We start from the raw sequence: 23,587 nt of genomic DNA, 5'->3' as shown, positions 1-23,587 counted from the left end.
GGGGATCCGCAGATAAGTGAACGCGGTGTGTCAGACATGACGCATCGCGGCCGTCGTAACCTCCGACTGCTCCCACAGGGCCTGCCTCAGGCCAAGTTCCTTCGCCAACCATCATTCCCATCGATAACCAACATTCCCGCGATTGCCTTCCGCTCAAAACTGAGGGGCGTAACATCGCCCTCACACCCAAACACGACCGAGGGCAGGAAAAATGGTTATTCATCTTCTGACTTGCTTGACGCTGACAGCTTTCACCAGCTACGTCGTCGCCCTCAAACTTTTCGCGCTGGAACCCGTGCAAGCCACGGCGGACGAAAAGGTCAATCGTGTTATGGCACCGGCCAACTAAGGCCAAGTAGCTGACACTTATCAGCAGCTTTTACCTTTGCTTTTTCAGCTTGATGCGGAGTTATCGACATGACCCGAGCCGTCACCTTGCACGTTAGTTTTCCCAAGTTCGGCAAGAACTACTACTCACAACATGTCATCACCCGCAAAGACCGCCACGGCCTTGTCGAAGACAATCGTTTCGATACCTTCATGATGCCCGCAGCGGAAAACCACTTCAGTAACGAAGTGGTGGGGTTCAACGATCAGTTCCGGTTTTTGACGAACGTGTTGAACACCCACTTGCTGGAAATCGAAGCCGCGCGCCCGGCCCAACGAACCCGTCAACAGGCTCAGTCGCGCAGTCTGTAACCACAGGCCATTGATGCCGGCAGGTACGAGATCAAACCTCGATGCCCGCCAGGTCAATGGCCTGTTGCTTTATCCCCCACGCCTCCCCTCGTCTCTCAGACATCCCTGGTTGCACCCACCGCTTCAGTTCAACTTCTTTGAGCCGTGGTCGTATCCGCGTATGAAAATCGCCAATAATTCAAAATTGCTGAAGTGAAGCTGCATTATTTCGCATTTGTCTAAGTGGGGTTTTCTGACCACAATCGACCCCGCTTCAAGGCGACCGGGTCATTGCCGCAACAATGCCCCACTGTCTGCCGCCCTTTGAAAAATCAATCGCACTTGCCCCTTTTGTGCAGGAGTTCAGCCGCGACCGGCGAACTCCTTTTTCACCCCGGAATCGCTCGTTTTGAAAACGCTTCTGCGCAGCTTCATCCCTCACTCCCTCAACACCCACCCTGCTGAATGGTCCCGTGCAGCGTTGGGTGCGGGTCTTGGCATTCTCGTCACCGTGTTGCTCAGCCGCCAACTGTTCGGCATCGAGGCAACGCTGCATCTGCTGGGGCCTCTCGGCGCTTCTGCGGTTTTGCTGTTTGCCGTGTCCACCGGTGCATTGGCGCAACCTTGGGCGATCATGGGCAGCTACTTGATATCGGCGTTGGTCGGGCTGCTGTGTTTTCACCTGTTTGGCGGCAGCATCACCGCCATCGGCGTGGCGATCTTTCTGGCGATCCTGAGCATGTGCGTCTGCCACTGCCTGCATCCACCGGCGGCAGGCGTTGCGTTCAGCGTCGTCACATCGAGCCAGGCGCTTACCGGTCCGGACTGGCAAGCGCTGCTGCCGATCATGCTCAACGCCGGTTGCCTGTTGGTGACGGCGCTGGTCTACAACAACCTGACGCGAATGCGTTACCCACGCGCGCAGGCCAATGCGACGCCCGCGCCATCCACTGAGTCGTCAGTCAGCCACTTCAACAGCGCCGATCTGGACAAGGCGCTGGATGACGTCGGCACCTTCGTCGACGTGTCGCGGGAGGACCTTGAGGCGATTCTGCACAAGACCGAGGCTCACGCGCAGCACCGCAACCGGACCGACATCGATACAGCGCAGATCATCGAGCGCAGCACGCAAGGCGTGTCGCTTGAGCATTCGGTGGCCGACGTGATGAAGATGCTGGGCGGACAAGGCCGCATGTACCTGCCGGTCCTCGACGCGGATCGCAAAGTGATCGGCATCATCAGCCTGATCGACTGACGCACGGCCTCAAATCAACGGGTCCCAGCGCTGGGACCAATCACCCTTCTCGCGCGCAATCTCTCGCAGCAATTCGACCGCTTTTTGCAGCGTCGATGAAGGGTTTTCCCGCGAATAGACCAGATAGGTCGGATAGCTGAACTCCGGGGCCAATGGCACGCGTTCCATGATTCCGCGATCAATGTAGGACTGCACCACCCGTGTCCGAAAGTAACCGGCGCCGCCATTGTCCAGAATGTACTGCAACGCGAATGGGCCCAGGTTGAAGGCGACAGCGGCTCGGGAATATTCCGGCATCGCGGCATCGTGTTGCTGACGAAACGCCGGGCCCCAGTCGATGTACACGTAGGGCTCGGATTTGCCGACGACCCGCACCAGAATCAGCTTTTCTTCAAGCAACTCTTCGACCTGCAACCCCGGCCAATACGCGGGCTGGTAGACCAGCGCCGCATCGAGTACCCCGCGCTCGACGTCTTTCATCAGCGCATCCCCGTCCTTCACTTCGGAATGCAGCGCGTACTCGGGGATCGAGCTCCTGATCTCGCGCACCCAACTGAGCATCAACGGGTTGCACAGGCTCATTTCGGCGCCCACCCGCAGCACGTGACGGTAGCCATCCGGTAAGGGCAACTCGCGCCGTGCAGCGTCCCAGGTCTGAACCAGTTGATTGGCGAACACCACGAACGCTTCGCCGTCGGGGGTCAGTTTGGCGCCGGTACGATTGCGGATGAACAGCGTGCAATTCAGGTGACTTTCCAGTTTCTGCACCCGCGCCGTGATCGCTGTCTGGGTGACATGCAGCTTTTCGGCGGCGGCCATCAGGCTGCCGTGGCGAACGATTTCGAGGAAGGTACGGGCGAGGTCAATGTCCATCGGGGCGGCTCGGCGGCTGGCTTCGGAGCGTCACGAATCAGGACGCCGCGACATGGTAGCGCAGTGGCTTGCCGTCCAGCGGGAAGTCCTGAGGGTTTTGCAGTTAAAGCGATTAGCCATCTGGCAGAAATCCGAAATCCGCTGTCTCATGCAGCAGGTTCGTACAGATCACGAACCCCTTACCTACCTTTCTGCGGAAAACAACATGAAACACTCCCTGCTCACCGGCCTGCTCCTGACTGCATTCGCCCTGCCCTTCACGGCGACTGCCAACGATGACAACAGCCAGTGCCAGATGAATCTGAGCAAAGTTCGAGATGCAAAAGTCGCCAAGCCCAACCTCAGCGATGCCGTGAGAAGCGACGTCGACACCACCGTCCACCGCGCCGAATCGGCACTGGCGCGGCATAACGATGACGGGGCGCGGGAGTGTGTGTCATTGACCCAGCAGGCGTTGCAGAAGATTCAAAGCAATTGAGGTAGTCGTAGCACAACAAATCAACTGTGGGAGCGAATTCATTCGCGATGACGATCATTCAGGCGACGGAAATGTGTCGCTCGCACCGCCCCATCGCGAATGAATTCGCTCCCACAGATTCAAGCCTCTATTTCAACACCAACAACCGATAAACCCCCGCCTCGCTCTCGATCCCATGGGTGTCATGAGTGAACCCCGGAAACGACTTGTCGAAACTCTCCAGCGCCCGGAGATACGCCAGCACCGGTCCGTCGGTGGCCCCTACGTGCTCGCCCGGCATCAGCAGCGGAATGCCGGGCGGATAAGGCACGATGCCTGTCGCGGCGATGCGGCCGGCGGCCTCTTCCAGCGTCACTTGCTCGACTTCGTTTCTGACCAGTTTTTCGTACGCCTCCACCGGGCTGAACTCCGCCTTGGGCAGCGTGCCGAACGCCTGGGCCATGGTCGCTGTGGTTTTGTTCTTTTTCATGGCCGCGAAGATTTCTTCGGACAAGTCCTTCAAGCCCATCCCCGTGTAACGCTGCTGGTTGGCCGTCAGCAAATCGGGCAAGCACAGCTCCAGTTCCAGGTTGGTGTCGTAGTCGCGCTTGAAGTCCAACAGCGCGTTCACCAGCGTGCCCCACTTGCCTTTGGTGATGCCGATGGAGAACAAAAACAGAATCGTGAAATCAGTGGTTTTTTCGACCACGATCCCCTGCCGCCCGAGGTACGCGCTGAGCACACACGCCGGGATGCCGAAATTGAGCAGGTTGCCGTCGTCGCCCATGCCGGGGCTGAGGATCGACACTTTGATCGGGTCAAGCATGCAGTAGCCGTCTTCGATGTTGCCGAAGCCGTGCCACACCTCATTCGGGTGCAGCACCCAGCAATTGGGGTCGGTCTTGAGCTTGAGCGGATCGACTTCGTGAAACGGAATCGAGGTCGCGCCGACCGGCACTGACGGCGGCTGCCAGCACGAGAAAAACCAGTCATCGTTGCTGAGCATGTCGCTCTGCATGCGCGAGATCACCTGGCGGAACGCGATGGCTTCTTCGATGGATTCGTTGGTCAGAATCTGTCCGCTGGGAGCCTCCATCATCGCCGAGCTGACGTCGCACGAAGCCATGATCGCGTAATTGGGCGAGGTCGAGGCGTGCATCATGTAGGACTCATTGAAGCGCCCGTGAGGAATCGGATTGCGCCCGTTGCGCACGTGAATCATCGACGCCTGAGACAGCGCCGCCAGCAGCTTGTGGGTTGATTGCGTGGCGAACACGGTCGGCTTCGTCGGGTCGTGATCGTCCGGATTGCCGTGCATCGCGAAGCGGTCCTTGTACAGCGGGTTGAAGCGCGCATAGCCGTACCACGCCTCGTCGAAATGCAGCCGATCGACGCTCTGCCCCAGTAGCTCTTCGACGCGGGTGACGTTGTAGGTCAGGCCGTCGTAGGTGGAGTTGGTGACGATGGCGTGCACCGGCGTCGGGTCGATGTGGCTTTTTACCAATGGGTTGTTAGCGATGGCGGCTTTTACGCCCTCGGCACTCAAGGTCTGCGGCAGGATCGGGCCGATGATGCCGAAACGGTTGCGGGTCGGCACCAGATAGGTCGGAATCGCACCCGACAGGGTCATCGCGTGCTCGGCGGACTTGTGGCAATTGCGGTCGCACAGAGCGATCTGATCACGCGTGACGCTCGCCATGAGGATGACGCGGTTGGACATCGACGACCCGTTGGTCACGTAGTACGTGCGATGGGCGCCGAAAACCTTGGCCGCATAGCGCTCACCTTGGCCGATGGGGCCGCTGTGGTCGAGCAACGAGCCGAGTTCGCCGACCGAAATCGAAAGGTCAGAGCGCAGCAAGTTTTCCCCGAAAAACTCGTAGAACGCCCGGCCCGCAGTGCTTTTCAGAAACGCCGTGCCGCCCGCATGCCCCGGTGTGTGCCAGGAATATTCGTAGCTGCGGGCGAACTTGAGCAACGCGCCGAACATCGGTGGCAACACCGCCTGACGATAGCGTTCGATGGCGGCCATGATGCGCCCGCTGAGGAAGCGGCTGGTGTCTTCCGGCAGCCAGATGAAGTCGTCGGCGTGCTGCATGACGATCAGTGGCACGCTGGACGCGGTGCTGCGGTCGCTGATCAAAAACACCGGCACCCGGGTGTTGCGCTCGCGCAGGGTGGTGAGCAGGTCGATGCATTCCTGGTGGTCCGGGCTGTCGTCCATCTCCCAACTGAGCAGAACGCACTGGATCGCCGGGTCGGTGCTGAGGATCGACTTGGCGTCGCTCAGGCTCTCCGAGGTCAGCACGCTGATGGAGCGTTCTTCGACATCGCTGATCAGCTGGATCAAGGCCCGGCCGAACACGCTGCGTTTGTCGGGCTGCTTGGTAACCAGGAGCGCCAGCATGCCGAGCAGGTGTCTGTATTCCGTCATGGTTGAGTCTCCAATGTGGCCTGATTTACGGTGTTAAGCGGCAAGCTGTTCACGGGGATCGGCTCGCCTACGATGTGCTGCGCCGACACGGTCTGGGTCGGAACGCTATTGTTGAGGGCCTCCAGTTTGATCAGTCGCGTGTTGACGAAACCGAACAGCGTGTAGCCGACGATGGTCGCCACGCCGCCGAGCATCAGCGCCTGCTCGCCGGAACTGTAGAGCGCGAGGTAACTGTAGGCCGCAGCGATGTAGGCAACGATGTTGGTGATAAGTGCCTTGTTGGCGGGCACGTTCGAGACTTTTTGCAGGGTCATCAGCGTCGCCATGGACAGGATGTACGGCACCAGATTGGTGACCACCGCGAGGTTCACGAGGGTGTCGAACTGCTTGGCCAGGTCGGGGCTGATGGTCAGCAGGGCCATGGCCGTCTGCATTGCCAGCAGGATCAGCATGCTGATGATCGGCACGCCGTGTTTGTTGGCCTTGGCGAAGATCGGCAGGAAGTAACCGGTGTCTGCCGAACTCTTGAACACCTGCGCGACGGTGAACTGCCAGCCCAGCAGCGAACCGATGCAGGCCAGCACCATCAGACCCATGACCACGTTGCCGATCAGCGGGTTGAACATCTTGGCGAACACAAGACCGAAAGGCGCGGTGGAGGAGACCAGCTCGGCGTTTTCGACGATGCCCGCAATGACGTTGGTGGACACGATGTAGATCACCGCTGCGCCCAGCGTTCCGCCCAGCACGGCAATGGGTACGTTCTTCTCGGGGTTTTCCACAGCGTCACCGTTGGCGCACGCCGACTCCAGCCCGAGGAACGCCCACAGTGTGATTGCCACCGATGCGCCCGCGGCCTCGTACCAGGTTTTGTCGTGAGGGTTCCAGCCCGCCGCGTAGATGCTGCTGTCGAACCAGAACCAGCCGATGGTCGAGACCAGCACCACCGGGGCGATGACGCCCCACACCGTCACAGCGCCAATCTTGCCGGTAATGCTCGCGCCGCCGAAGTTGGCAAAAGTGGTAATCCACAACAATGCGATCGTCGCGAGGCCGACTTGCACCGCGCCCAGCTTTATATCGAACAGCGTCTGGATATACCCCACCGCCGTAATACTGATGGCCACATTGGCAATCAGTAATGAGAGGCCGTAAGTGTAATTTGTGATGTAGTTCCCGGATTTACCAAACGTGTACTCGGCATACCCGCCCATGCCCCCCGTCTTGCGACTGAGCATGCCGCAACGCGCGAACGCATACGCCAGCGCCAGTGAGCCGGTGGCCGTGATCAGCCAGGAGAGAATTGAAATACCGCCGACTTCGGCGAGTTTGGTGGGCAATAACACAATGCCGGAACCCAACATGTTGACGGCCGTCAACATGGTCAGTTGTCCCACGCTCATTTTCTTTGCGACTGACATTCCGTTGCCTCATTAAGATGAACTGAGAGGCTTTAGCTATAGCAAAGGTTTGTTACTAAGCAAGAAAGTCAGACTTTATCAGCAAGTAGCGAAGAGCCATCTATTACATAACTTCGCAATAAGTAGCGACGTGAATGGCCGTGTTTGAATAGGACAGAAATCGCTCGAATGGATCGATTATCCAGACGGAGTGAACGGGCTGTCTGGGTCCGGCTTGCCGACGGCAGCGATTTCAAGATCGCTGCCGCCAGCAAACTGCGCACTATTGAGGAAGGCTGTCTTTCAAGCGTTCCATTACATCGTGATCGGTGCGCTCGAAACGCAACGGCGTGGCGGAGATCCCGCCATGGGTCACGACGAAGGTTTCGCTGTCGTCGAAATCGGACCGTTCGTGACGGTCGATGTTGAGCCAGTAGTAACCCTGCTCGCGCATGTCGGTGCGCTGGGTGATGTTCAGGCCGTCCATGCGGCCGATGCCTTGGCGGGTGATCTGCAACGACCCGGCCTCTTGCGGCTCGACGTCCGGGAAATTGACGTTGATACAAACGTCAGCGGCCCATTCCAGGCTGATCAATCGGCGAATCACGTCAGGCGCCAACGCGCGGGCAGTGCCCCACTTCACCGCATCGCGACGGGTGAAAAACTGGCTCAGGGCAATCGACGGCACCCCCATCAGCAGGCCGGCCATCGCCGCGCCGACGGTGCCGGAGAACATGGTTTCGACGCCGAGGTTCGCGCCTTTGTTGATGCCCGAGAGCAGCAGCTGCGGCGGTTTTTCCATCAACTGACGGATACCAATGGCCACGCAATCCGCCGGTGTGCCTGACACCGAAAAACGTCGCTCGCCTCGGGCTTTCACTCGCAAGGGATGATGAAGGCTGAGGGCATGGGAGATCCCGCTCTGATCCTGCTCCGGTGCGACGACCCAGACTTCATCGGCCAACTCCCGCGCCACCGCTTCCAGGACTTCAAGCCCCGGTGCGTCAATGCCGTCGTCGTTGGTGATCAGGATGCTTGCGATACGCGGATGGGACATGCGGGGTCTCCTTGGCAGAGGATGGATGTTTCGAAAGAGGTCACAACTTTCAGACAACGATGTGAGCACCTGCAGGAGCGAATTTATTCGCGATTGACCGTTACATTCGGCGCAACTCTGTCGCCTGAAACATCTTCGCGAATGAATTCGCTCCTACAGGATTCGGTGTCAGACGACATTTTTTGCAAAAACTTCAAACAAACAACGTGAACAGCGCAAATCCGGCGTACCAGACGATGGCCGCTCGGATCAGCAATTCCCAGAGCACGTCCAGGCTGTTCACCCCCTCTACGCCCACCACCGGCGCAGGCACTTCGCCCGCCACGCAACCGACCTTTGTGATCAGGGCCGATGCGCTGATATTCCAGTTCAGCAATTCGCTGAGCATCACGCGACTGACCGCGACGAAATTCCCCACCAACGCAAAGCTCGCGGCCAGTAAACGCACCGGCACCCAATCGAAGGCGTGGCGCAACTGCGTGGCCGTTTCAATCAGCGCAGGCGTCTTGCCGCGCTCGGAGGCCAGTGCCAGCAGCCGGTATGCCAAAGCCGCCACAGGCCCCAGCACGAAATACCAGAAGATGACGGCGAAAAAGCCCTGATAGACCTGCCACAGCAAATAGGTTTGCACGCCGCCGAGCAGATCTTCTTCATTCTCGGCCTGCACGCCCAAGTCACGATCCGCGACCAGCACCGCAGCCTCTTGGTCCCCTCGCCGGCAAGCGTCGCGGAACGATCCGAGGTTGGCTTTGATATCGCCGCGCCCCAGGCTGTAGATCAGCACCCACAGATGAATCGGCAGTGCCAGCCAGCCGTAGGCCACCGAGCTGACAATCACCAGCACCAGCGCCAACACGAGGCACGGCAGCAGCACCGTCAGCGTCAGAATCCACCAAGGACGTTTAGCCGTACGGGGATTGGATTCAAGCCGCCCCAACTGATTAAGCCAGGAGGCATCACGCTGAACACGCTGCCGCAGCGCAGAAAACTTCTCGATCCACACGGCCAACAGCAACACCAGAAAACTCATCACCTGCTCCTTGATTCAGTCCTGCAATGCCGAACGAAAACGCGACCAGTCAAAACACGGGCCCGGATCGGTTTTGCGCCCCGGCGCAATGTCGCTGTGCCCCGTAATCCGTTGCGTCGTGATCGCAGGCCAGGCCAGCTGCAACTGCCGGGTCAACGCGCTCAGCGTTTCGTATTGCGCATCGGTGAAAGGCTGATCGTCAGTGCCTTCAAGCTCGATGCCGATGGAGAAATCGTTGCACGTCTCGCGGCCCTCGAACACGGAAACCCCAGCGTGCCAGGCACGATCAAGGCAAGAGACGAACTGGGTCAGCTCGCCATCACGCTCGATCAGAAAATGCGCAGAAACCCGCAGTTCGGCGATGCCCTCAAAGTAAGGGTGCTCTGTGACATCCAGCCGGTTTTGAAAGAATTGCTGAACCTTGCCCGTCTTGAACTGAGCAGGCGGCAGGCTGATGTTGTGGATCACCAGCAGCGAGATTTCCGCTTCGGGGCGAGCATTGAAATTCGGCGAAGGACAAAAGTGCGCGCCGTGGCACCAGCCCGTGGCGGGGTCCAATTGCATGGAGGGTCCTTAAAGCGTGAATCGACAGCGGCCAGTATGCCCGCGATGAGAGGGGATGTGGGAGTCGGGAACAGGCAACATGCATCCGAATGAATCACCTGCCCCCTTGTAGGAGTGAGCTTGCTCGCGAAGAGGCACTTACATCCGCAGTAGCTTTAGCGTCAGAAGATCCGTCATCGCGAGCAAGCTCACTCCTACAGGGACAAGTCCGCCTCATCAGCCCTTGAGCTTGCGCAGATTCCCCAGCACCGACTCCAGCGCCCGGTCGAACAACAGCGAGTCATCCAGCACACGAATGGTCCCGCGACGAAACTCGACCGCCAGCCCCATGCGCGTCTTCTCCAGCACTTTCATGCCGGTCCGGTTGACGAACACGTAACGCCCGCTCGGCTCCACGATAGCCGCGAGCTTGCAGCGCAGCTTGTGGTCTTCGTCTTCCTGAATCTCGACCCAACTGCCCAGACGCAGCTTGTCGACCTGCAACAAGCCTTCGTCGTTCTCCGGCAAATGCAGTGAAGGCTCGCTCAGCACTTGCTCGCCCGGCGCGACCAGCACGATTTCTTCGACCACCGCCATCATCGAAGGCCCGTCGGAGGATTCGTCATAGACAGGTTCAAGCTGCTCGGCGGCTGCAATTTCTTCCGGCGTACGCGCAACGTGATTGAACGCCTGCACATGCAACGCTTCGAGTTGACTGAAAAACTCACTGGTGGCGAACGGGTCAAACGCCGCACTGCTGAGGCCATCGCGCAACGACTTGAGCAGCCCCGGCACGAGCTCCAACAGCTTCTGACGAGCATCGGCTTCGTCGTGAGGCTCGACACTCCAGATCAGATCGTCCATCGCCTGCAAACCGGCCTTCCACTCGCCGGATTGCTCGCCGTGCTTGAGGCACGTCAGCAGCAGCACTTTGCTCCAGGCCTCCTGCAACAGCCGCACGACCACTTCAGGCAGGGTCTTGCCGAGCAGACGATCATTGAGCGCTTGCTGCACCCGCTGACGCGCCAACTCTGCCAGCGCCCGGCCCTCTTCGGCATCGCGGGTACGCTGTTCGAGCAATTCGCTGCGACGACGCTCGTCGCTGGTGAAGGCGAGAAAATCCACCAACAGCTCGGTGAAGATCGCCGGATCGTCAACGAAGTCATGCAACAGGCGCTGCACGATTTGATCGATACGGGTGTAGAGCGAGTCCCGCTGGCTGTCGTCACGCCCGCCCCAGCCCAACGCCGCCGAGGCGATTTCGTTGAGCAGACGGCGCGCCGGGTGGCTGCCACGGCTGAAAAAGCTCTTGTCGATGACGGCGACTTTGAGCATCGGAATCTGCAAGCGGCCAATCAGTGCGCGCAGCGAACTCGGCAGATTGCGGTCGTCGAGAATGAATTCGAACAGCATCGACACCAGGTTGATCACGTCCTCATCGACCGTGCCCACGGTGCGGAATTTGCCACTGCGCGCACTGACGCGGCTGATCAACTGCTCCAGTTGAGCACGCAGATCAAAATCATCCGGCACCTCGGCGCGCGGCACGTGCTGCTGCAAATGGGACAGCAGACGCAGCAGGTCCGGGCTGGAAATCGGCCGACTGTCGGCGGAGGCATTGGCAGGGCGCGGCGTCAGGTTGCCACGCACATGCACCAGCAATTCCTGCAACGCCGAAAACACTTCCTGCACGCTCTTGTCGAGCTTTTCGGCAGCCTGAACCAGCGCGGCACTGTCAGCCCGTTGCGCCTCGCCCGTCGGCGCAGCGCTGGAAGAACGGTCCGTCGAGCGACGCGACGGCAGCACTTTCAAATCCGGCAACACACCGGCGGCGATCAACAATTGGTTGGCGGCTTCGTACAACTGATCGGCGTCGGCCAGCGCGTACTTCTCGAACAGCTTGAGGATGATCAGCTTGACCTTGATTTCAACGCCCAGATTCCGACCCGCCTGCAAGAAGAAATCGCACAGCAGTGTAGGACCCAGCGGGTTGGTTTCGTCGGTGACCGGCTGAGGAATCAGCTCGTTGAGGCGCGTGGTCAACTGACTCAGGGCCACGCCGTCGCGGTTGACCACCTTGGTCACCATCGCATCGACGGCCACCGTACGCTCAAGGTCGTCATTGTGGACCAGCGCAAGTTTGTCGAAGGACACAGGCTCGTTGAGGATCGGCTCAGAGATTTCGTACTGGCCAAGGCGCAGAAATGATTCGAAGAATTTGTCGAGGAAATTGCGCTCGATGCTCTTTCGCTTGAGCCGCAGGTCGCGCATGGCCTCGAAGAAGATGTTCTGCTCGGCATTGTTATGCGCCCGATCAGCCATCTCGAACAGCGTGTCGTCGGCGTTATCGAACAGGGTTTGCAGGCTTTCTTTCAGCTGCTGCGCGGCCTTGTCGCGCACTTGCAGGAGGACGACGGGCAGCCGAGCGACAGGCGAAGACCCCGGCTGATCCGGACCCGACTTGCTCAAAGGCACTACTTTACCGTCGTTCTGCATCAAGGACCCCTCGTCAAACTCAACCAAATCAGCCACTGCAACAGCCATAACCTGATCGCCAGTGGAGGCTTAACCTCCACATGGACGGATCGCGCAATGTGTAGTCCCTGGGGTGTACAGGCAGAACGTCAAACCTATGACGTCAAATACAAGGCGAAGTATCTTTCAAAATTTGCCCGCTAGCCAGCGGTGTCTTCGCCCTTCCAGGAATATAGGTGTGGGCAAAGGCTTACGTGAGCCGATAGACCACGGAAATCCCGTTCCATCGCATCAACGGCGAAAAAACCGACAAAGTGCAGGTCATGCATTCATTTGAGGGGTGAGAGACAGGTGGGTTGGTACAGACGACTGCCTTATACTCCGGGCACTTAGTAAGTGGAGTCCGATATGCCGAATCTACGTCTTGCCTCGCTGACCGCCGAAATCGAAGCCAACGTGCGCCGTGCGTTGCTCGAAGACGTGGGCAGTGGCGACATCACCGCCCAACTGATTCCCGCCGAGCGACTGGCCAAGGCCACCATCATCTCCCGCGACGACGCAGTGATCGCGGGTACAGCGTGGGTCGACAGCGTGTTTCGTCAGCTGGACCAGCGCGTCGCGGTGCATTGGCAAGTCGCCGACGGCGATCGGGTCAAACCCAACCAGGCCCTCTTCCACCTCGAAGGCCCTGCCCGCTCGCTGCTGACTGGCGAACGCAGCGCGCTCAACTTCCTGCAAATGCTCTCCGGCGTCGCAACCCGCGCCCAGCACTATGCGGACATGGTGGCCGACACCCAGGTCAAACTCTTCGACACCCGCAAAACCCTCCCCGGCCTGCGCCTGGCCCAGAAATACGCCGTCACCTGCGGCGGCTGCCACAACCACCGCATCGGCCTGTACGACGCGTTCCTCATCAAGGAAAACCACATTGCAGCCTGCGGCGGCATCGCCCAAGCCATCGCGGCCGCCCACAAAATCGCCCCCGGCAAACCCGTGGAAATCGAAGTCGAAAGCCTTGATGAGTTGAAGCAGGCGCTGGAGGGCGGCGCCGACATCGTCATGCTCGACGAACTGAGCCTCGACGACATGCGCGAAGCCGTACGCCTGACAGCGGGTCGCGCCAAGCTTGAAGCCAGCGGCGGGATCACGGACGCGACCTTGCGCACGATTGCGGAAACGGGTGTGGATTACATCTCCATCGGGACGTTGACGAAGGATATAAAGGCGGTGGATTTGTCGATGCGCTTGAGCATTTGACTGAAGCAATAACGTCGCCATCGGGCGTCGCCCCCACCGGCGCCCTGCATCCCCCAAGCATCATGTTCAAGACGAACGGCCCGCTGCACGGCAGAAAATGCGAACTGCCGCACCTTTTCTCAGTTGAAAAACCCACTTCTCTCGCTAGAATCGCGAATTATTCAAATTTGTAACAAATTCTAATAATTGGATTACCACTCAGGGAAGGAGAATTTCTGTGAAAACAAAACTGCTGTGCGCGCTGGCCATCACCCTCATCTCCGGTTGCGCCTCCATGGGCGGCGAAGACAAATTCAGCGCCTCTTACGTCCAAAGCCACCTCATTCCGCACAAGACCACCCAGGCCCAAGTCCAGGCCATCTACGGCGTGCCCGACAACCAGACCACCTACTCAGATGGCAGCTACCGCTGGAGTTACGATAAAACCGGCAACCTGAGCGCCGCCTCGAACCTGGTCGGCTACATCCCTGGCGCAGGTGCCGTCGGCAGTGCACTGGGCGTGGCCAGCTCCGCCAACCAAGCCTCCAACGCCGCGTCAACCGCCGCCGGCAAGGTGAATGGCGACGTCGAGAACCACGGGAATAGCTTGAGCATTCATTTCGGCAAGGACAGGGTTTTGAGCTACTGGACGCTTTAAGGTCCGATTCCGAGTTTGGCCGCCAGCTTCTACGGTGACCACGAACTTCACGACCCTTACTGACGCCGTAACGAGAAAAGCCCGGTCTGAAGATCGGGCTTTTCATGTCTGCAAATGCCTTTCAGACTGGTCAAAGCTAACACCGCACCTCAGCCCCTCCCGCCCGATCGCAGCGCCTAGCTGACTTCGGTTGTATCTGAAACGTATATTTTTTCGCCCGTCATTCCGTAATTTTCTCGAAAGCGGCGGATGATTTCTTCAGCGTGCTGTTCCGATTCAAATGGGCCGAGCGCTACGATGTCTGGCGCGTTCACATGCACCTTGAGCTTGTGGATCGCAGCTCTTTCCATTAGGCGATCATGAGAATACTCATCACACCTGAAGCAAACGATCCAGTCGTGAGCTATCGATGCCTTCAGCGCATGAGTATCCAAAGCTGTTGGATGGCTAACCTTGGCGACTTCATCTATCTCCACCAACATAGCGTTCTTCGCTATTCGATCCCTGAGGCAAAAGGCCAATAACAGGCAAGCTAAGTAGATTGCACCCACTATCTCCAAGACGTGCCACCGCTGAACAGAATGGCCAGGTGTGTTCAGCCACTCGAGAATGCCCACAGCACACAAGGCAAACATCGGACTCATGAATATGAGCATCACGATGCGGACCATGATTCGGTGACGTCGAATCCAAGAGGGAGGGCCTTCGCTGCGGTGGGTTTCCATGAGAATAGGGCTAAAGGCACCGGCCATCCCGACCCCGACGATCAAATCAAAGATGTCCATACAGTCCGCGCTCAGTTCCGTTTAAAAAATCGCAGCAGGAGATGCGGATCGTATTCGCGCGTAACACACCAGCACAACCCTTTCTAATGAAGGAGCGGGGGCGCAGATGCACAGAGAAACCTGCTAACCGGGCTATAAGAAGATCGAAACGATAAGAAATTGGGAGCAATAAAAAAGTCGCCTGAGGGTAATGCTATTCACTTAAGCATTTGAGCTCAACCCGCGGCTCCTAAAGAATCCGATGCCAGATACCTCCCTTCTGGCAACGCATTCCAGAAAGGGCGAACCGAAACCTCTCGTAGCTCAATATGAAGGGGTTTCAAGCGAACACTTCTCGTCTTAGCCCGTAGGTCAAGAGTCCGCAAAGTAACACTTCTGTCAAAATTGTCGCCCACGCGGCCCCTTCCACGCCCATGTTAGGGATCAAATAAAAGTTCAGAGCAACATTAACAGCAATAGCAAAAAAGAAACTAATCGCGAGCAGCCGCTCATGTTGCGTCGCGATCGCATTCTGCTCAAGAACGTAGTTCGGCAATGCGAAGACCAGTGCTAGAAACAACAATTGAATCAATTTGTTAGCACCGTCGGCATATACATTCCCGAACAGCATTCCGACAATCCAGGGTCCAACGATCCATCCAGCCGTCGCCAACACAATCCCGATCAGCAATGCGCCGACAACGGCATTTCGGCTAAATCGAGTGGCGGCTCCGGACTGCATGGCCAACACTCTCATACGTCGAAACAACATCAACACAACAGGCATTGCAAGTAACAAGAGCCCATCATGAATCCGCGTTGCGACTGCGTAGTGACCGATCGCTGGAATCTCGCCCAGAAGGCTTCTCAAAATGATGATATCGATCTGGTGGTAAAGTGTAGAAGCAAGCCCCACTGCAAAAAAACTCAATGCGCTGCGATAAGCCCACGTCGGGAATGTCCAATCGATGCTCACCAGTGAGGGAAAGTGTCTGAAATGAAACGCCAATGTCAGCAGCAAGCCTGCGCTCCAAGCAAGGAAAATAACCACCGGAGACGCTCCTAGCATCAGTACGGCAATTAACACAAATACCGCACTGACACTGCGGCTAATGAAAAGAAACAACGCGTCCCGCTCAAACTTCCCCGCGCCCTTGAACCACGATGACTGCCACTGCATCAGCGTGATCGCCGCAAAGCACAAGATACCGGACATCAACGATAGAGCGTCACTCCAGCCGTAAAAGGCGCCAGTCATGACAATGAGCAATGACGTCGTCACCACCAAATGCAACAACGCGATAGTGGGGAGCTGATCGCAACGAGATTGAAGGGCCGCGGAAGGCGCAGCACGCTCACGCAGTAAAAGCGTGTTAAATCCTGCATCCTGGGCCAGGAAAAGAACACTCGCCAACACATAGATGTAGGTGTAGTGACCGAAAGCACTAGACCCCATGCTCCGGGCAAACAGTACAGAGAGCCCTAAGGAGACGGCAGCCGAGTACCCGGTGACGCCCCACTGCATCATCAAAGGCGTGAAACGCTTAAATAAGACCTGACGCTGCACCAGATCCATTACGCTTGAACCTGGCGGATGGAAAGTTGGAATGGGGTCGGTACACAGACCAACGATGGCAAAAACATCAATCTAGAGAAAAAATCCACTCGACCTTCTTTTTTAACGGCTGAAAAAGGTCGTAAGACCATAGCGGCAGTAAGCGAGAACTTCACGCATTCCGAGCTGAGCATCGCCATCCAGCAGGATGGCGGAAAGATGGTGCCGAAAACAGGAATCGAACCTGCGACCTTCGCGTTACGAGTGCGCTGCTCTACCGACTGAGCTATTTCGGCGTTGGGACAGAAAGCTAGCAGGACTCTCATTTCGCGGCAACCGCTACTGAGGCTGGCTGGCGATTACGCCTTGTTGCCAAAATCGTGGCTGGTAATTACCTCCAAAATCGTGGCGAAATTGTTCCTTACGATCTTCAAGATGAGGAAAGTCGCGTATCACCGTAAAGGCAAAAAAACTCACAGCCATCATGACGCCCGTCACCCAAAGCCCGTAAAACTTGAAAGCACCTTGAGGTTGCGCGGGCCTTTCGTGAATCGCCAGCAGCCACCCGGCGGCGATGGCCAGACACAACTGCGAGTAAGGCATGACAATCACACCATCGACCATCGATTGCGTCAGCGCACCGATTAGGCTGGCGAACAGGCATAAGCGTAGAAGATGAACAGGCATCTCTGGAGAGCACTTTTGTCTGATTAGAACAAATGTTGCTATCAATCCGCGAGCGACCAGCCCCACCACCAAAAGCGTCGAAGGAATGCCCCACTCACTGGCCCACTGCAAAATGGCCTGATGGGGGTGGGCCGCAACCGGGTTGTAGAGATCGGCAAACTGCATTGGACCTGCGCCCAACAGCGGCTGGGCTTTGATCATTTCCCAAGCCTGCAGCCAAATAATGTCGCGGGCAGACAGTGAAGTGGTCATACGCTCTGACGCAGAGTTAATCACCGTGATACCCAGCCACTTACACAGCACGACGAATACAAGGTAATAGAGCACAAGCCCCGCCAGCATCGTCAGCCCCTGCCAGCGTAGCCAGCGACGCCCCTGTGCGCCGCACCAAAACATGACGAAGCCCGCGGCGGCCATGCCCAGCCAGGTTCCTCGGGTGGCGCCCGTGATTGCGATCATCCACCAAGCCACCAGCAGCGTAAATATCCACACGCGCGACTTGCTCCCGTACTCACCGGCAAGCAGAGGCAATGCCAAAAGCGGCAACGTGAACGTCTGGAACTGCCCGTAGAAGCGCCGATTGGCGAAACCCTCCAGTAGCATGTCGACATCGATCGTTGAAAGGTCGCTCGACAACCCCGCAAGCGAGGCGGCTGCAAACTGAACACACTTGAATGCACAAATCGCCAACACCAGCCCTATCAAACGCTTGTCCAGCGAGGGGCCATTATGTTGTCGTTCGAGCCCCACGGCCAGGCAGATCCCCACACAGGAGACGACCAACGCCAACTCGGCGAGTGCCCAGGCTGGTTGATGCGAACCCATAACCGAGGCAATTGCCAGCGCCATTAGAAGAAGGGCGATGCCGTGTCCCCTAACGCCATTGGTAGTCAAGAGAGAGAGAGATTTACGGTGAATCAACAGCACTATTGATAAAAAAACAGCGATCATGCACTGAAAAGCACGCTGCCTGTCATGGGTTCCAAACACAGGCAACGTGACGGACAACACCATTAACAACCAAAATAAAAAAAACATACTCCGTGAGATCCGACTTGTTGCCATGCCTAAACGGCTCTCTCATAAGAACGTTCGTGCGAACGACAAAAAACCCGACCGGTGAGGATCGGGTTTTTGAATACGATACCGAAATCTGCTCAGGCTAACCGCTGAACGCAGTCGTATCAGCTACCGCTACCGGTACAGCCAGAAACGGAATACTTAGTGGTGTTACCACAGCTCCAAACACCAGCAGTGGTGCGAGTAAGCGTAACGGTTTTACTGTTTACAGCCGGGTTACCTTTAATGGCACAGACGAGGGTTGCCGTGCCATCGGCAGCAACAGATACGGTTGTAGCGCAACGAGTAGTAGAAGCAGTCAAGCCAAAGTCTGCAGGGTTTGTAGATGTAGCAGTCAATGAACCTTCGTTAATTTTGGTTTCTGCAAGGGTCTTGCCCGGGGTAATTTCAGCCAGAGCAGCGCCCAGTTGAGATTTCCCAGTATAGTCCTGATAAGCAGGCAGAGCGATGGCGGCTAGAATACCGATGATTGCAACCACAATCATAAGCTCGATCAGTGTAAAACCTTTCTGTGAATTCATCACGACTTCTCCAAGCGTCAATTGATCAGATGCCACCCATTTGTTAAGCACAAGGCGTGCCAGCTAAAGGACAGACGCATAGACTAGCTCGAGACAGCCAAGCCGGCGTCCTCGCTCTCCCTTTTTAAGCACTATGTGACATTTTTTGTCACTTGGCTGCCATTCATTTGGCAGCCAAGCCCGACTACGCTATAAACCACTCACTGTAAGTGTCTGGTGGCTTTAATGACTGATGTCGTCCTAACTGGTTTGGCCAAACAACTCGTTGTCGCTGAGTTGCTCAATGAAAAGACTGCCCAGCAGGCCTATCAGCAAGCGCGAAAGGACAAGCTTTCGCTGGTTAGCTATCTGGTCCAGAACAAGCTGGTTAATAGCTTGCTGCTGGCCGAGATGGCATCAGACCAGTTTGGGCTCCCTTTTTTAGACTTATCGACCCTAGATAGGGAAGGCCAGCCTAAGGGGCTCGTGAGCGAGAAGCTCGTTCGCCAACATTGCGCTTTGCCCCTCTGGCGCCGCGGAAACAAGCTGTTCGTAGGAGTTTCAGATCCCACCAATCATCAAGCCATCACGGACATTCAGTTCAGTACTGGCCTGAATACTGAAGCCATCCTCGTTGAGGATGACAAGCTCACCGTTGCCATCGACAAATTGTTTGATACCCATGCTGGCCTAGGAGAAATGGCGGACGTCGATCTCAGCATGGAGGTGGAGAACGACACAGAAACAAAGGAAACGATGCTGGGAGACGTCGATGCCGAAGACGCTCCGGTGGTGAGGTTCGTCAATAAGATGTTGATGGATGCTATTCGCTTAGGGTCTTCTGATCTTCACTTCGAGCCTTACGAAAAGATTTTCAGAGTTCGGTTGCGTACGGACGGCATTCTCCATGAGGTTGCGAAACCACCCACACAACTTGCAGGTCGGATTGCTGCTCGCCTCAAGGTAATGGCTGGGCTGGATATTTCTGAGCGCCGAAAGCCCCAAGACGGTCGTATCAAGCTTCGGATCTCGCGAAACCGCGCCATCGACTTTCGAGTGAACACGCTTCCCACACTGTGGGGCGAAAAAATTGTGATGCGGATACTTGACCCCACTAGTGCGCAGATGGGGATTGATGCTTTGGGGTATGAACCAGACCAAAAAGCGCTTTACCTCGAGGCCTTGAGTAAGCCGCAGGGGATGATTTTGGTAACGGGCCCGACTGGCTCTGGCAAAACGGTGTCGCTCTATACGGGCCTGAATATTTTGAATACTCCAGACATAAATATTTCGACCGCAGAGGATCCAGTAGAGATCAATCTGGAGGGCATCAACCAAGTCAACGTGAACCCTCGCCAAGGTATGGACTTTTCGCAGGCATTGCGTGCATTTTTGCGCCAAGACCCTGACGTCATCATGGTGGGCGAGATCCGTGACCTGGAAACGGCGGAGATAGCCATCAAAGCCTCCCAAACGGGGCATATGGTCCTTTCAACATTACACACAAACAGCGCCGCAGAAACACTAACGCGCTTGCACCATATGGGCGTCGCTGCTTTTAACATCGCCACCGCCATTAACCTTATTATTGCTCAACGGCTGGCACGTAAGCTGTGCACATTTTGCAAGAAAGAAATCACAGTTCCAAAAGAAACATTGATCGCTGAAGGGTTCCCAGCAGAAGAGATAGGAAAATTTACGCTTTATTCACCTGTGGGGTGCGAGCATTGCAATGCTGGGTATAAAGGAAGGGTCGGAATTTACGAAGTCGTCAAGAATACGCCAGCACTTGAACGCATAATTATGGAAGAAGGAAACTCGATTGACATTTCACAGCAAATGCGTAAGGACGGATTCAAAGACCTGCGCACCTCTGGGCTCTTAAAAGCCATGCAAGGGCTGACGAGCCTTGAGGAAATCAACCGAGTAACCAAGGATTAACCATGGCAGCTAAAGCAGTAAAGGTCAGTGTTTATTCTTGGGAAGGCGTTGACAAGAAAGGCACTAAGGTTAGCGGAGAGCTTAACGGCCACAACCCTGCTTTGGTCAAAGCCCAGCTACGAAAACAAGGAATAAATCCGCTTAAAGTTCGTAAAAAAAGCGTTTCTATATTCGGCTCCGGAAAACGAATCAAGCCTCTGGATATCGCTTTTTTCACTCGTCAAATGGCAACAATGATGAAAGCCGGCGTGCCCTTACTACAATCATTCGACATTATCAGCGATGGCTCAGAAAACCCTCGCATGCGAAAACTAGTTGATGACGTAAAGCAGAGCGTGGCGTCGGGTCATAGCCTTGCTATATCCCTCAGACAAAGGCCTGAATACTTTGATGATCTTTATTGCAGTCTAGTCGATGCTGGTGAGCAGGCGGGTGCGCTTGAGTCATTGCTGGATCGGGTAGCTACGTACAAAGAAAAAACAGAATCGTTGAAATCAAAGATAAGAAAAGCCATGAGCTATCCAATTGCGGTAGTGATCGTGGCTTTTGTCGTAACCGCAATTCTACTGATCAAGGTTGTCCCGCAATTCCAGTCGATTTTTGAAGGATTTGGCGCACAACTACCTGCCTTTACCTTAATGGTGGTCCATCTCTCCGAGTTCGTTCAGGAGTATTGGTATGTAGTACTGTGCGCTATTATTGCTCTCTTTTTTGCTTTCAAGAAAGCGTACAAAAGCTCCGAGAGGTTTCGAAACTGGCTGGACAAAGTGTTGCTGAAAATCCCAGTAATTGGACCTCTGCTGTATAAGTCAGCTGTTGCCCGGTATGCCCGAACATTGTCGACCACATTCTCCGCAGGAGTACCGTTGGTCGAGGCATTGGATTCAGTTTCAGGCGCGACGGGCAACGTCATTTTCAGAGATGCCGTCAACAAAATCAAACAAGATGTATCAACGGGTATGCAGTTGAATTTTTCGATGCGCTCCACTGGCGTATTCCCGACACTTGCGGTGCAGATGACTGCCATCGGTGAAGAGTCCGGTGCTCTGGACTCAATGCTTGATAAAGTGGCGACCTACTACGAAGAGGAGGTCGACAACATGGTCGATAGTCTCACCAGTCTTATGGAACCGCTGATCATGGCGTTTCTAGGTGTAATCGTCGGCGGCCTCGTAATCGCAATGTACCTACCAATCTTCCAGCTCGGACAAGTCGTCTAACCATGTCCCTCCCCAACCTCCTGGCCAGCTCTCCGCTGGCCTTCGCCGTTTGCGCGTTAATCCTGGGCCTACTCGTCGGCAGTTTCCTCAACGTCGTCGTCTACCGCCTCCCAAAAATGATGCTCCGCGACTGGAAAACCCAAGCCCGTGAGGTCCTGGAACTCCCTCCAGAACCCACCCCGGAAACCTTCAACCTCCTGCTCCCCCACTCCCGGTGCCCGCATTGTTCCCACAAGATCCGCGCATGGGAAAACCTGCCTGTCGTGAGCTATCTCGCCCTCGGCGGAAAGTGTTCGAGCTGCAAGGCGCCGATCAGTAAACGTTATCCTTTGGTCGAGCTGGCGTGCGGTGTGATGTCGGCGTTTATCGCCTGGCACTTCGGCTTCGGTTGGCAAGCGGGGGCGGTGTTGGTGTTGAGTTGGGGGTTGTTGTCGATGAGTTTGATCGACGCCGATCACCAGTTGTTGCCGGATGCGATTGTGTTGCCGTTGTTGTGGCTGGGGTTGATCGTCAATGCGTTCGGGCTGTTTGCTTCGCTGAGCGATGCGGTATGGGGTGCGGTCGCGGGGTACTTGGTGTTGTGGACGGTGTTTTGGCTGTTCAAGCTGATCACGGGCAAGGAAGGCATGGGCTATGGCGATTTCAAGTTGCTGTCGATGTTGGGCGCTTGGGGTGGTTGGCAGATTTTGCCGTTGACGATTTTGTTGTCGTCGATTGTCGGCGCGGTGCTGGGCCTGATTTTGCTGCGTGTGCGCAATGTCGAGACGAGCACGCCGATCCCGTTTGGGCCGTATCTCGCCATCGCGGGGTGGATCGCGTTGCTGTGGGGTGATCAAATAACGTCTTCGTATTTGCAGATCGCCGGTTTCAGATGACTTCTCCTCACGCGCAGCAACCCGCGACACCCTGGATTCTTGGCCTGACGGGCGGCATCGGCAGCGGCAAGAGCGCGGCAGCGCAGTGCTTCGCGGATCTGGGCATTCATTTGGTGGATGCCGATAACGCCGCTCGCTGGGTGGTCGAGCCGGGGCGTCCTGCGCTGGCGCAGATTGCCGAGCACTTCGGTGAAGGTGTTTTGCAAGCCGACGGCACGCTGAACCGAGGCGCGCTGCGGGCGCTGATTTTCAAGGAGCCGCAGCAGCGTGTCTGGCTTGAAGGTCTGTTGCATCCGCTGATCCGTGAGGAAATCCGTCAATACCTGGCCCGTGCCGAATCGCCTTACGCGATTCTGGTGTCGCCCTTGTTGCTGGAGACGACGCAGCATCAGATGGTGCAGCGGGTGTTGGTGATCGATGTGCCGGAAGCGGTGCAGATCGAGCGCACGGTGTTGCGCGACAAGACCAATGAAGAGCAGGTCCGGGCAATCCTCAAGGCGCAGGCGAGTCGTGAAGAACGGCTGAGTCGCGCGGATGATGTGATCGTCAATGACCGAGACCCGGCCTGGCTGAAAAGCGAGGTCGAGCGACTGCATCACTTTTACCTAACTTTGCGTGGAGGCCAATCATGAGCCAACCAATGACCGTCGATTGTCCAACCTGCGGGGCCCCTGTCGAGTGGAAGCCCGAGAACACGTTTCGGCCGTTCTGTTCGGACCGTTGCAAGTTGATCGACCTGGGCGCGTGGGCGTCGGAAGAGCATGCGATTCCGGTGGCGCCGGATGCGGAGGATGAGTTGTTTTCCGGTGAGTTTGATCCTAAGCAGCATTGAGCCCGCCTCAACACCGGAGTGTTTCTGGCCTCCAACA

Annotated in this window: 21 protein-coding genes and 1 tRNA gene; 10 read left to right on the top strand and 12 right to left on the bottom strand. The window is 56.6% G+C overall.

The genetic code is table 11. The annotated features are described in order from the left end of the window. Positions 1-417 precede the first annotated feature (417 nt). Positions 418-699, top strand: coding sequence for a hypothetical protein (locus ACWKWE_RS20750; protein ID WP_483851558.1), 282 nt, complete (start codon positions 418-420; stop codon positions 697-699). Between the two features lie 388 nt (positions 700-1,087). After that, complete coding sequence (locus ACWKWE_RS20745) at positions 1,088-1,933, top strand: HPP family protein (RefSeq protein ID WP_483851557.1); 846 nt, start codon at positions 1,088-1,090, stop codon at positions 1,931-1,933. Positions 1,934-1,942: 9 nt separating this feature from the next. Here ACWKWE_RS20745 and ACWKWE_RS20740 read toward each other — a convergent pair whose 3' ends face one another. After that, positions 1,943-2,806, bottom strand: a complete 864-nt coding sequence (locus tag ACWKWE_RS20740; protein WP_483851556.1) for a LysR family transcriptional regulator — start codon at positions 2,804-2,806, stop codon at positions 1,943-1,945. Positions 2,807-2,858: 52 nt separating this feature from the next. Here ACWKWE_RS20740 and ACWKWE_RS20735 point away from each other — a divergent pair, with 52 nt between their 5' ends. Continuing rightward, positions 2,859-3,284 (top strand): hypothetical protein, encoded by a 426-nt coding sequence (locus tag ACWKWE_RS20735; protein WP_483851555.1) that lies wholly within the window; start codon positions 2,859-2,861, stop codon positions 3,282-3,284. A gap of 127 nt (positions 3,285-3,411) precedes the next feature. Here the strand turns inward: ACWKWE_RS20735 and ACWKWE_RS20730 are convergent, their stop codons facing one another. The 6 genes from ACWKWE_RS20730 to ACWKWE_RS20705 all read right to left on the bottom strand — a co-directional run bounded on the left by ACWKWE_RS20730 (position 3,412) and on the right by ACWKWE_RS20705 (position 12,223). Then, positions 3,412-5,697, bottom strand: coding sequence for an Orn/Lys/Arg family decarboxylase (locus tag ACWKWE_RS20730; protein WP_483851554.1), 2,286 nt, complete (start codon positions 5,695-5,697; stop codon positions 3,412-3,414). Continuing rightward, entirely contained in the window at positions 5,694-7,118 is a 1,425-nt protein-coding gene (potE, locus tag ACWKWE_RS20725) for a putrescine-ornithine antiporter (protein WP_483851553.1), read from the bottom strand. Before potE ends, ACWKWE_RS20730 begins: the two co-directional genes overlap by 4 nt. Positions 7,119-7,380: 262 nt before the next feature. Then, positions 7,381-8,154 carry a 5'/3'-nucleotidase SurE gene (surE, locus tag ACWKWE_RS20720; protein WP_483851552.1) on the bottom strand — a complete coding sequence of 258 codons (774 nt, stop codon included), beginning with the start codon at positions 8,152-8,154 and terminating at the stop codon, positions 7,381-7,383. A gap of 193 nt (positions 8,155-8,347) precedes the next feature. Beyond that, positions 8,348-9,184 carry a regulatory signaling modulator protein AmpE gene (gene ampE, locus ACWKWE_RS20715; RefSeq protein WP_483851551.1) on the bottom strand — a complete coding sequence of 279 codons (837 nt, stop codon included), beginning with the start codon at positions 9,182-9,184 and terminating at the stop codon, positions 8,348-8,350. Between the two features lie 15 nt (positions 9,185-9,199). Further along, positions 9,200-9,748: a 1,6-anhydro-N-acetylmuramyl-L-alanine amidase AmpD gene (gene ampD, locus ACWKWE_RS20710; protein WP_483851550.1), complete on the bottom strand. Its 549-nt coding sequence runs from the start codon at positions 9,746-9,748 to the stop codon at positions 9,200-9,202. A 216-nt stretch (positions 9,749-9,964) separates the two neighbouring features. After that, positions 9,965-12,223, bottom strand: coding sequence for a DUF1631 domain-containing protein (locus ACWKWE_RS20705; RefSeq protein ID WP_166597099.1), 2,259 nt, complete (start codon positions 12,221-12,223; stop codon positions 9,965-9,967). 387 nt (positions 12,224-12,610) lie between these two features. Between ACWKWE_RS20705 and nadC the strand changes: the two genes are divergently transcribed. Both nadC and ACWKWE_RS20695 read left to right on the top strand, forming a co-directional pair. After that, positions 12,611-13,459, top strand: coding sequence for a carboxylating nicotinate-nucleotide diphosphorylase (gene nadC, locus ACWKWE_RS20700; protein ID WP_483851549.1), 849 nt, complete (start codon positions 12,611-12,613; stop codon positions 13,457-13,459). Between the two features lie 217 nt (positions 13,460-13,676). After that, entirely contained in the window at positions 13,677-14,096 is a 420-nt protein-coding gene (locus tag ACWKWE_RS20695) for a hypothetical protein (RefSeq protein WP_483851548.1), read from the top strand. Between the two features lie 176 nt (positions 14,097-14,272). Here ACWKWE_RS20695 and ACWKWE_RS20690 read toward each other — a convergent pair whose 3' ends face one another. The 5 genes from ACWKWE_RS20690 to ACWKWE_RS20670 form a co-directional block, all read right to left on the bottom strand. After that, complete coding sequence (locus ACWKWE_RS20690) at positions 14,273-14,881, bottom strand: hypothetical protein (protein WP_483851547.1); 609 nt, start codon at positions 14,879-14,881, stop codon at positions 14,273-14,275. 319 nt (positions 14,882-15,200) lie between these two features. After that, positions 15,201-16,436, bottom strand: a complete 1,236-nt coding sequence (locus tag ACWKWE_RS20685) for an oligosaccharide flippase family protein (RefSeq protein ID WP_483851546.1) — start codon at positions 16,434-16,436, stop codon at positions 15,201-15,203. A gap of 199 nt (positions 16,437-16,635) precedes the next feature. Continuing rightward, positions 16,636-16,711 (bottom strand) — tRNA-Thr (locus ACWKWE_RS20680). Positions 16,712-16,754: 43 nt separating this feature from the next. Continuing rightward, positions 16,755-18,140, bottom strand: coding sequence for an O-antigen ligase family protein (locus ACWKWE_RS20675; protein WP_483851545.1), 1,386 nt, complete (start codon positions 18,138-18,140; stop codon positions 16,755-16,757). Positions 18,141-18,286: 146 nt separating this feature from the next. After that, a complete protein-coding gene (locus ACWKWE_RS20670; RefSeq protein WP_483851544.1) occupies positions 18,287-18,703 on the bottom strand; it encodes a pilin in 417 nt (138 codons plus the stop codon). Between the two features lie 225 nt (positions 18,704-18,928). On the opposite strand from ACWKWE_RS20670, the gene pilB reads away from it, so the two are divergent. The 5 genes from pilB to yacG are packed head-to-tail and all read left to right on the top strand — an operon-like array spanning position 18,929 to position 23,550. Then, positions 18,929-20,623: a type IV-A pilus assembly ATPase PilB gene (gene pilB, locus ACWKWE_RS20665; RefSeq protein WP_483851543.1), complete on the top strand. Its 1,695-nt coding sequence runs from the start codon at positions 18,929-18,931 to the stop codon at positions 20,621-20,623. A gap of 2 nt (positions 20,624-20,625) precedes the next feature. Next, positions 20,626-21,843: a type II secretion system F family protein gene (locus tag ACWKWE_RS20660; protein WP_483851542.1), complete on the top strand. Its 1,218-nt coding sequence runs from the start codon at positions 20,626-20,628 to the stop codon at positions 21,841-21,843. Between the two features lie 2 nt (positions 21,844-21,845). After that, complete coding sequence (locus tag ACWKWE_RS20655; protein ID WP_483851541.1) at positions 21,846-22,718, top strand: prepilin peptidase; 873 nt, start codon at positions 21,846-21,848, stop codon at positions 22,716-22,718. Then, positions 22,715-23,350, top strand: coding sequence for a dephospho-CoA kinase (coaE, locus tag ACWKWE_RS20650; protein ID WP_483851540.1), 636 nt, complete (start codon positions 22,715-22,717; stop codon positions 23,348-23,350). Before ACWKWE_RS20655 ends, coaE begins: the two co-directional genes overlap by 4 nt. Continuing rightward, positions 23,347-23,550 carry a DNA gyrase inhibitor YacG gene (gene yacG, locus ACWKWE_RS20645; protein WP_166597108.1) on the top strand — a complete coding sequence of 68 codons (204 nt, stop codon included), beginning with the start codon at positions 23,347-23,349 and terminating at the stop codon, positions 23,548-23,550. The genes coaE and yacG overlap by 4 nt, the downstream gene beginning before the upstream one ends. Positions 23,551-23,587: the final 37 nt, after the last annotated feature.

Source organism: Pseudomonas salicis (assembly GCF_057128705.1).
The sequence above is the reverse complement of the archived record's forward strand: the minus strand, read 5'-3'. Positions and strand labels throughout refer to the sequence as shown.

Bases quoted from the DNA above. Each gene is read 5' to 3' on its own strand.
- ACWKWE_RS20655 (WP_483851541.1), top strand. From the start codon at position 21,846: ATGTCCCTCCCCAACCTCCTGGCCAGCTCTCCGCTGGCCTTCGCCGTT.
- ACWKWE_RS20660 (WP_483851542.1), top strand. From the start codon at position 20,626: ATGGCAGCTAAAGCAGTAAAGGTCAGTGTTTATTCTTGGGAAGGCGTT.
- ACWKWE_RS20730 (WP_483851554.1), bottom strand. From the start codon at position 5,697: ATGACGGAATACAGACACCTGCTCGGCATGCTGGCGCTCCTGGTTACC.
- pilB (WP_483851543.1), top strand. From the start codon at position 18,929: ATGACTGATGTCGTCCTAACTGGTTTGGCCAAACAACTCGTTGTCGCT.
- ACWKWE_RS20740 (WP_483851556.1), bottom strand. From the start codon at position 2,806: ATGGACATTGACCTCGCCCGTACCTTCCTCGAAATCGTTCGCCACGGC.
- nadC (WP_483851549.1), top strand. From the start codon at position 12,611: ATGCCGAATCTACGTCTTGCCTCGCTGACCGCCGAAATCGAAGCCAAC.
- ACWKWE_RS20690 (WP_483851547.1), bottom strand. From the start codon at position 14,881: ATGGACATCTTTGATTTGATCGTCGGGGTCGGGATGGCCGGTGCCTTT.
- yacG (WP_166597108.1), top strand. From the start codon at position 23,347: ATGAGCCAACCAATGACCGTCGATTGTCCAACCTGCGGGGCCCCTGTC.
- ACWKWE_RS20705 (WP_166597099.1), bottom strand. From the start codon at position 12,223: ATGCAGAACGACGGTAAAGTAGTGCCTTTGAGCAAGTCGGGTCCGGAT.
- ampD (WP_483851550.1), bottom strand. From the start codon at position 9,748: ATGCAATTGGACCCCGCCACGGGCTGGTGCCACGGCGCGCACTTTTGT.
- coaE (WP_483851540.1), top strand. From the start codon at position 22,715: ATGACTTCTCCTCACGCGCAGCAACCCGCGACACCCTGGATTCTTGGC.
- ACWKWE_RS20670 (WP_483851544.1), bottom strand. From the start codon at position 18,703: ATGAATTCACAGAAAGGTTTTACACTGATCGAGCTTATGATTGTGGTT.
- surE (WP_483851552.1), bottom strand. From the start codon at position 8,154: ATGTCCCATCCGCGTATCGCAAGCATCCTGATCACCAACGACGACGGC.
- ACWKWE_RS20750 (WP_483851558.1), top strand. From the start codon at position 418: ATGACCCGAGCCGTCACCTTGCACGTTAGTTTTCCCAAGTTCGGCAAG.
- ACWKWE_RS20675 (WP_483851545.1), bottom strand. From the start codon at position 18,140: ATGTTTTTTTTATTTTGGTTGTTAATGGTGTTGTCCGTCACGTTGCCT.
- ampE (WP_483851551.1), bottom strand. From the start codon at position 9,184: ATGAGTTTTCTGGTGTTGCTGTTGGCCGTGTGGATCGAGAAGTTTTCT.
- ACWKWE_RS20685 (WP_483851546.1), bottom strand. From the start codon at position 16,436: ATGGATCTGGTGCAGCGTCAGGTCTTATTTAAGCGTTTCACGCCTTTG.
- potE (WP_483851553.1), bottom strand. From the start codon at position 7,118: ATGTCAGTCGCAAAGAAAATGAGCGTGGGACAACTGACCATGTTGACG.
- ACWKWE_RS20735 (WP_483851555.1), top strand. From the start codon at position 2,859: ATGGTAGCGCAGTGGCTTGCCGTCCAGCGGGAAGTCCTGAGGGTTTTG.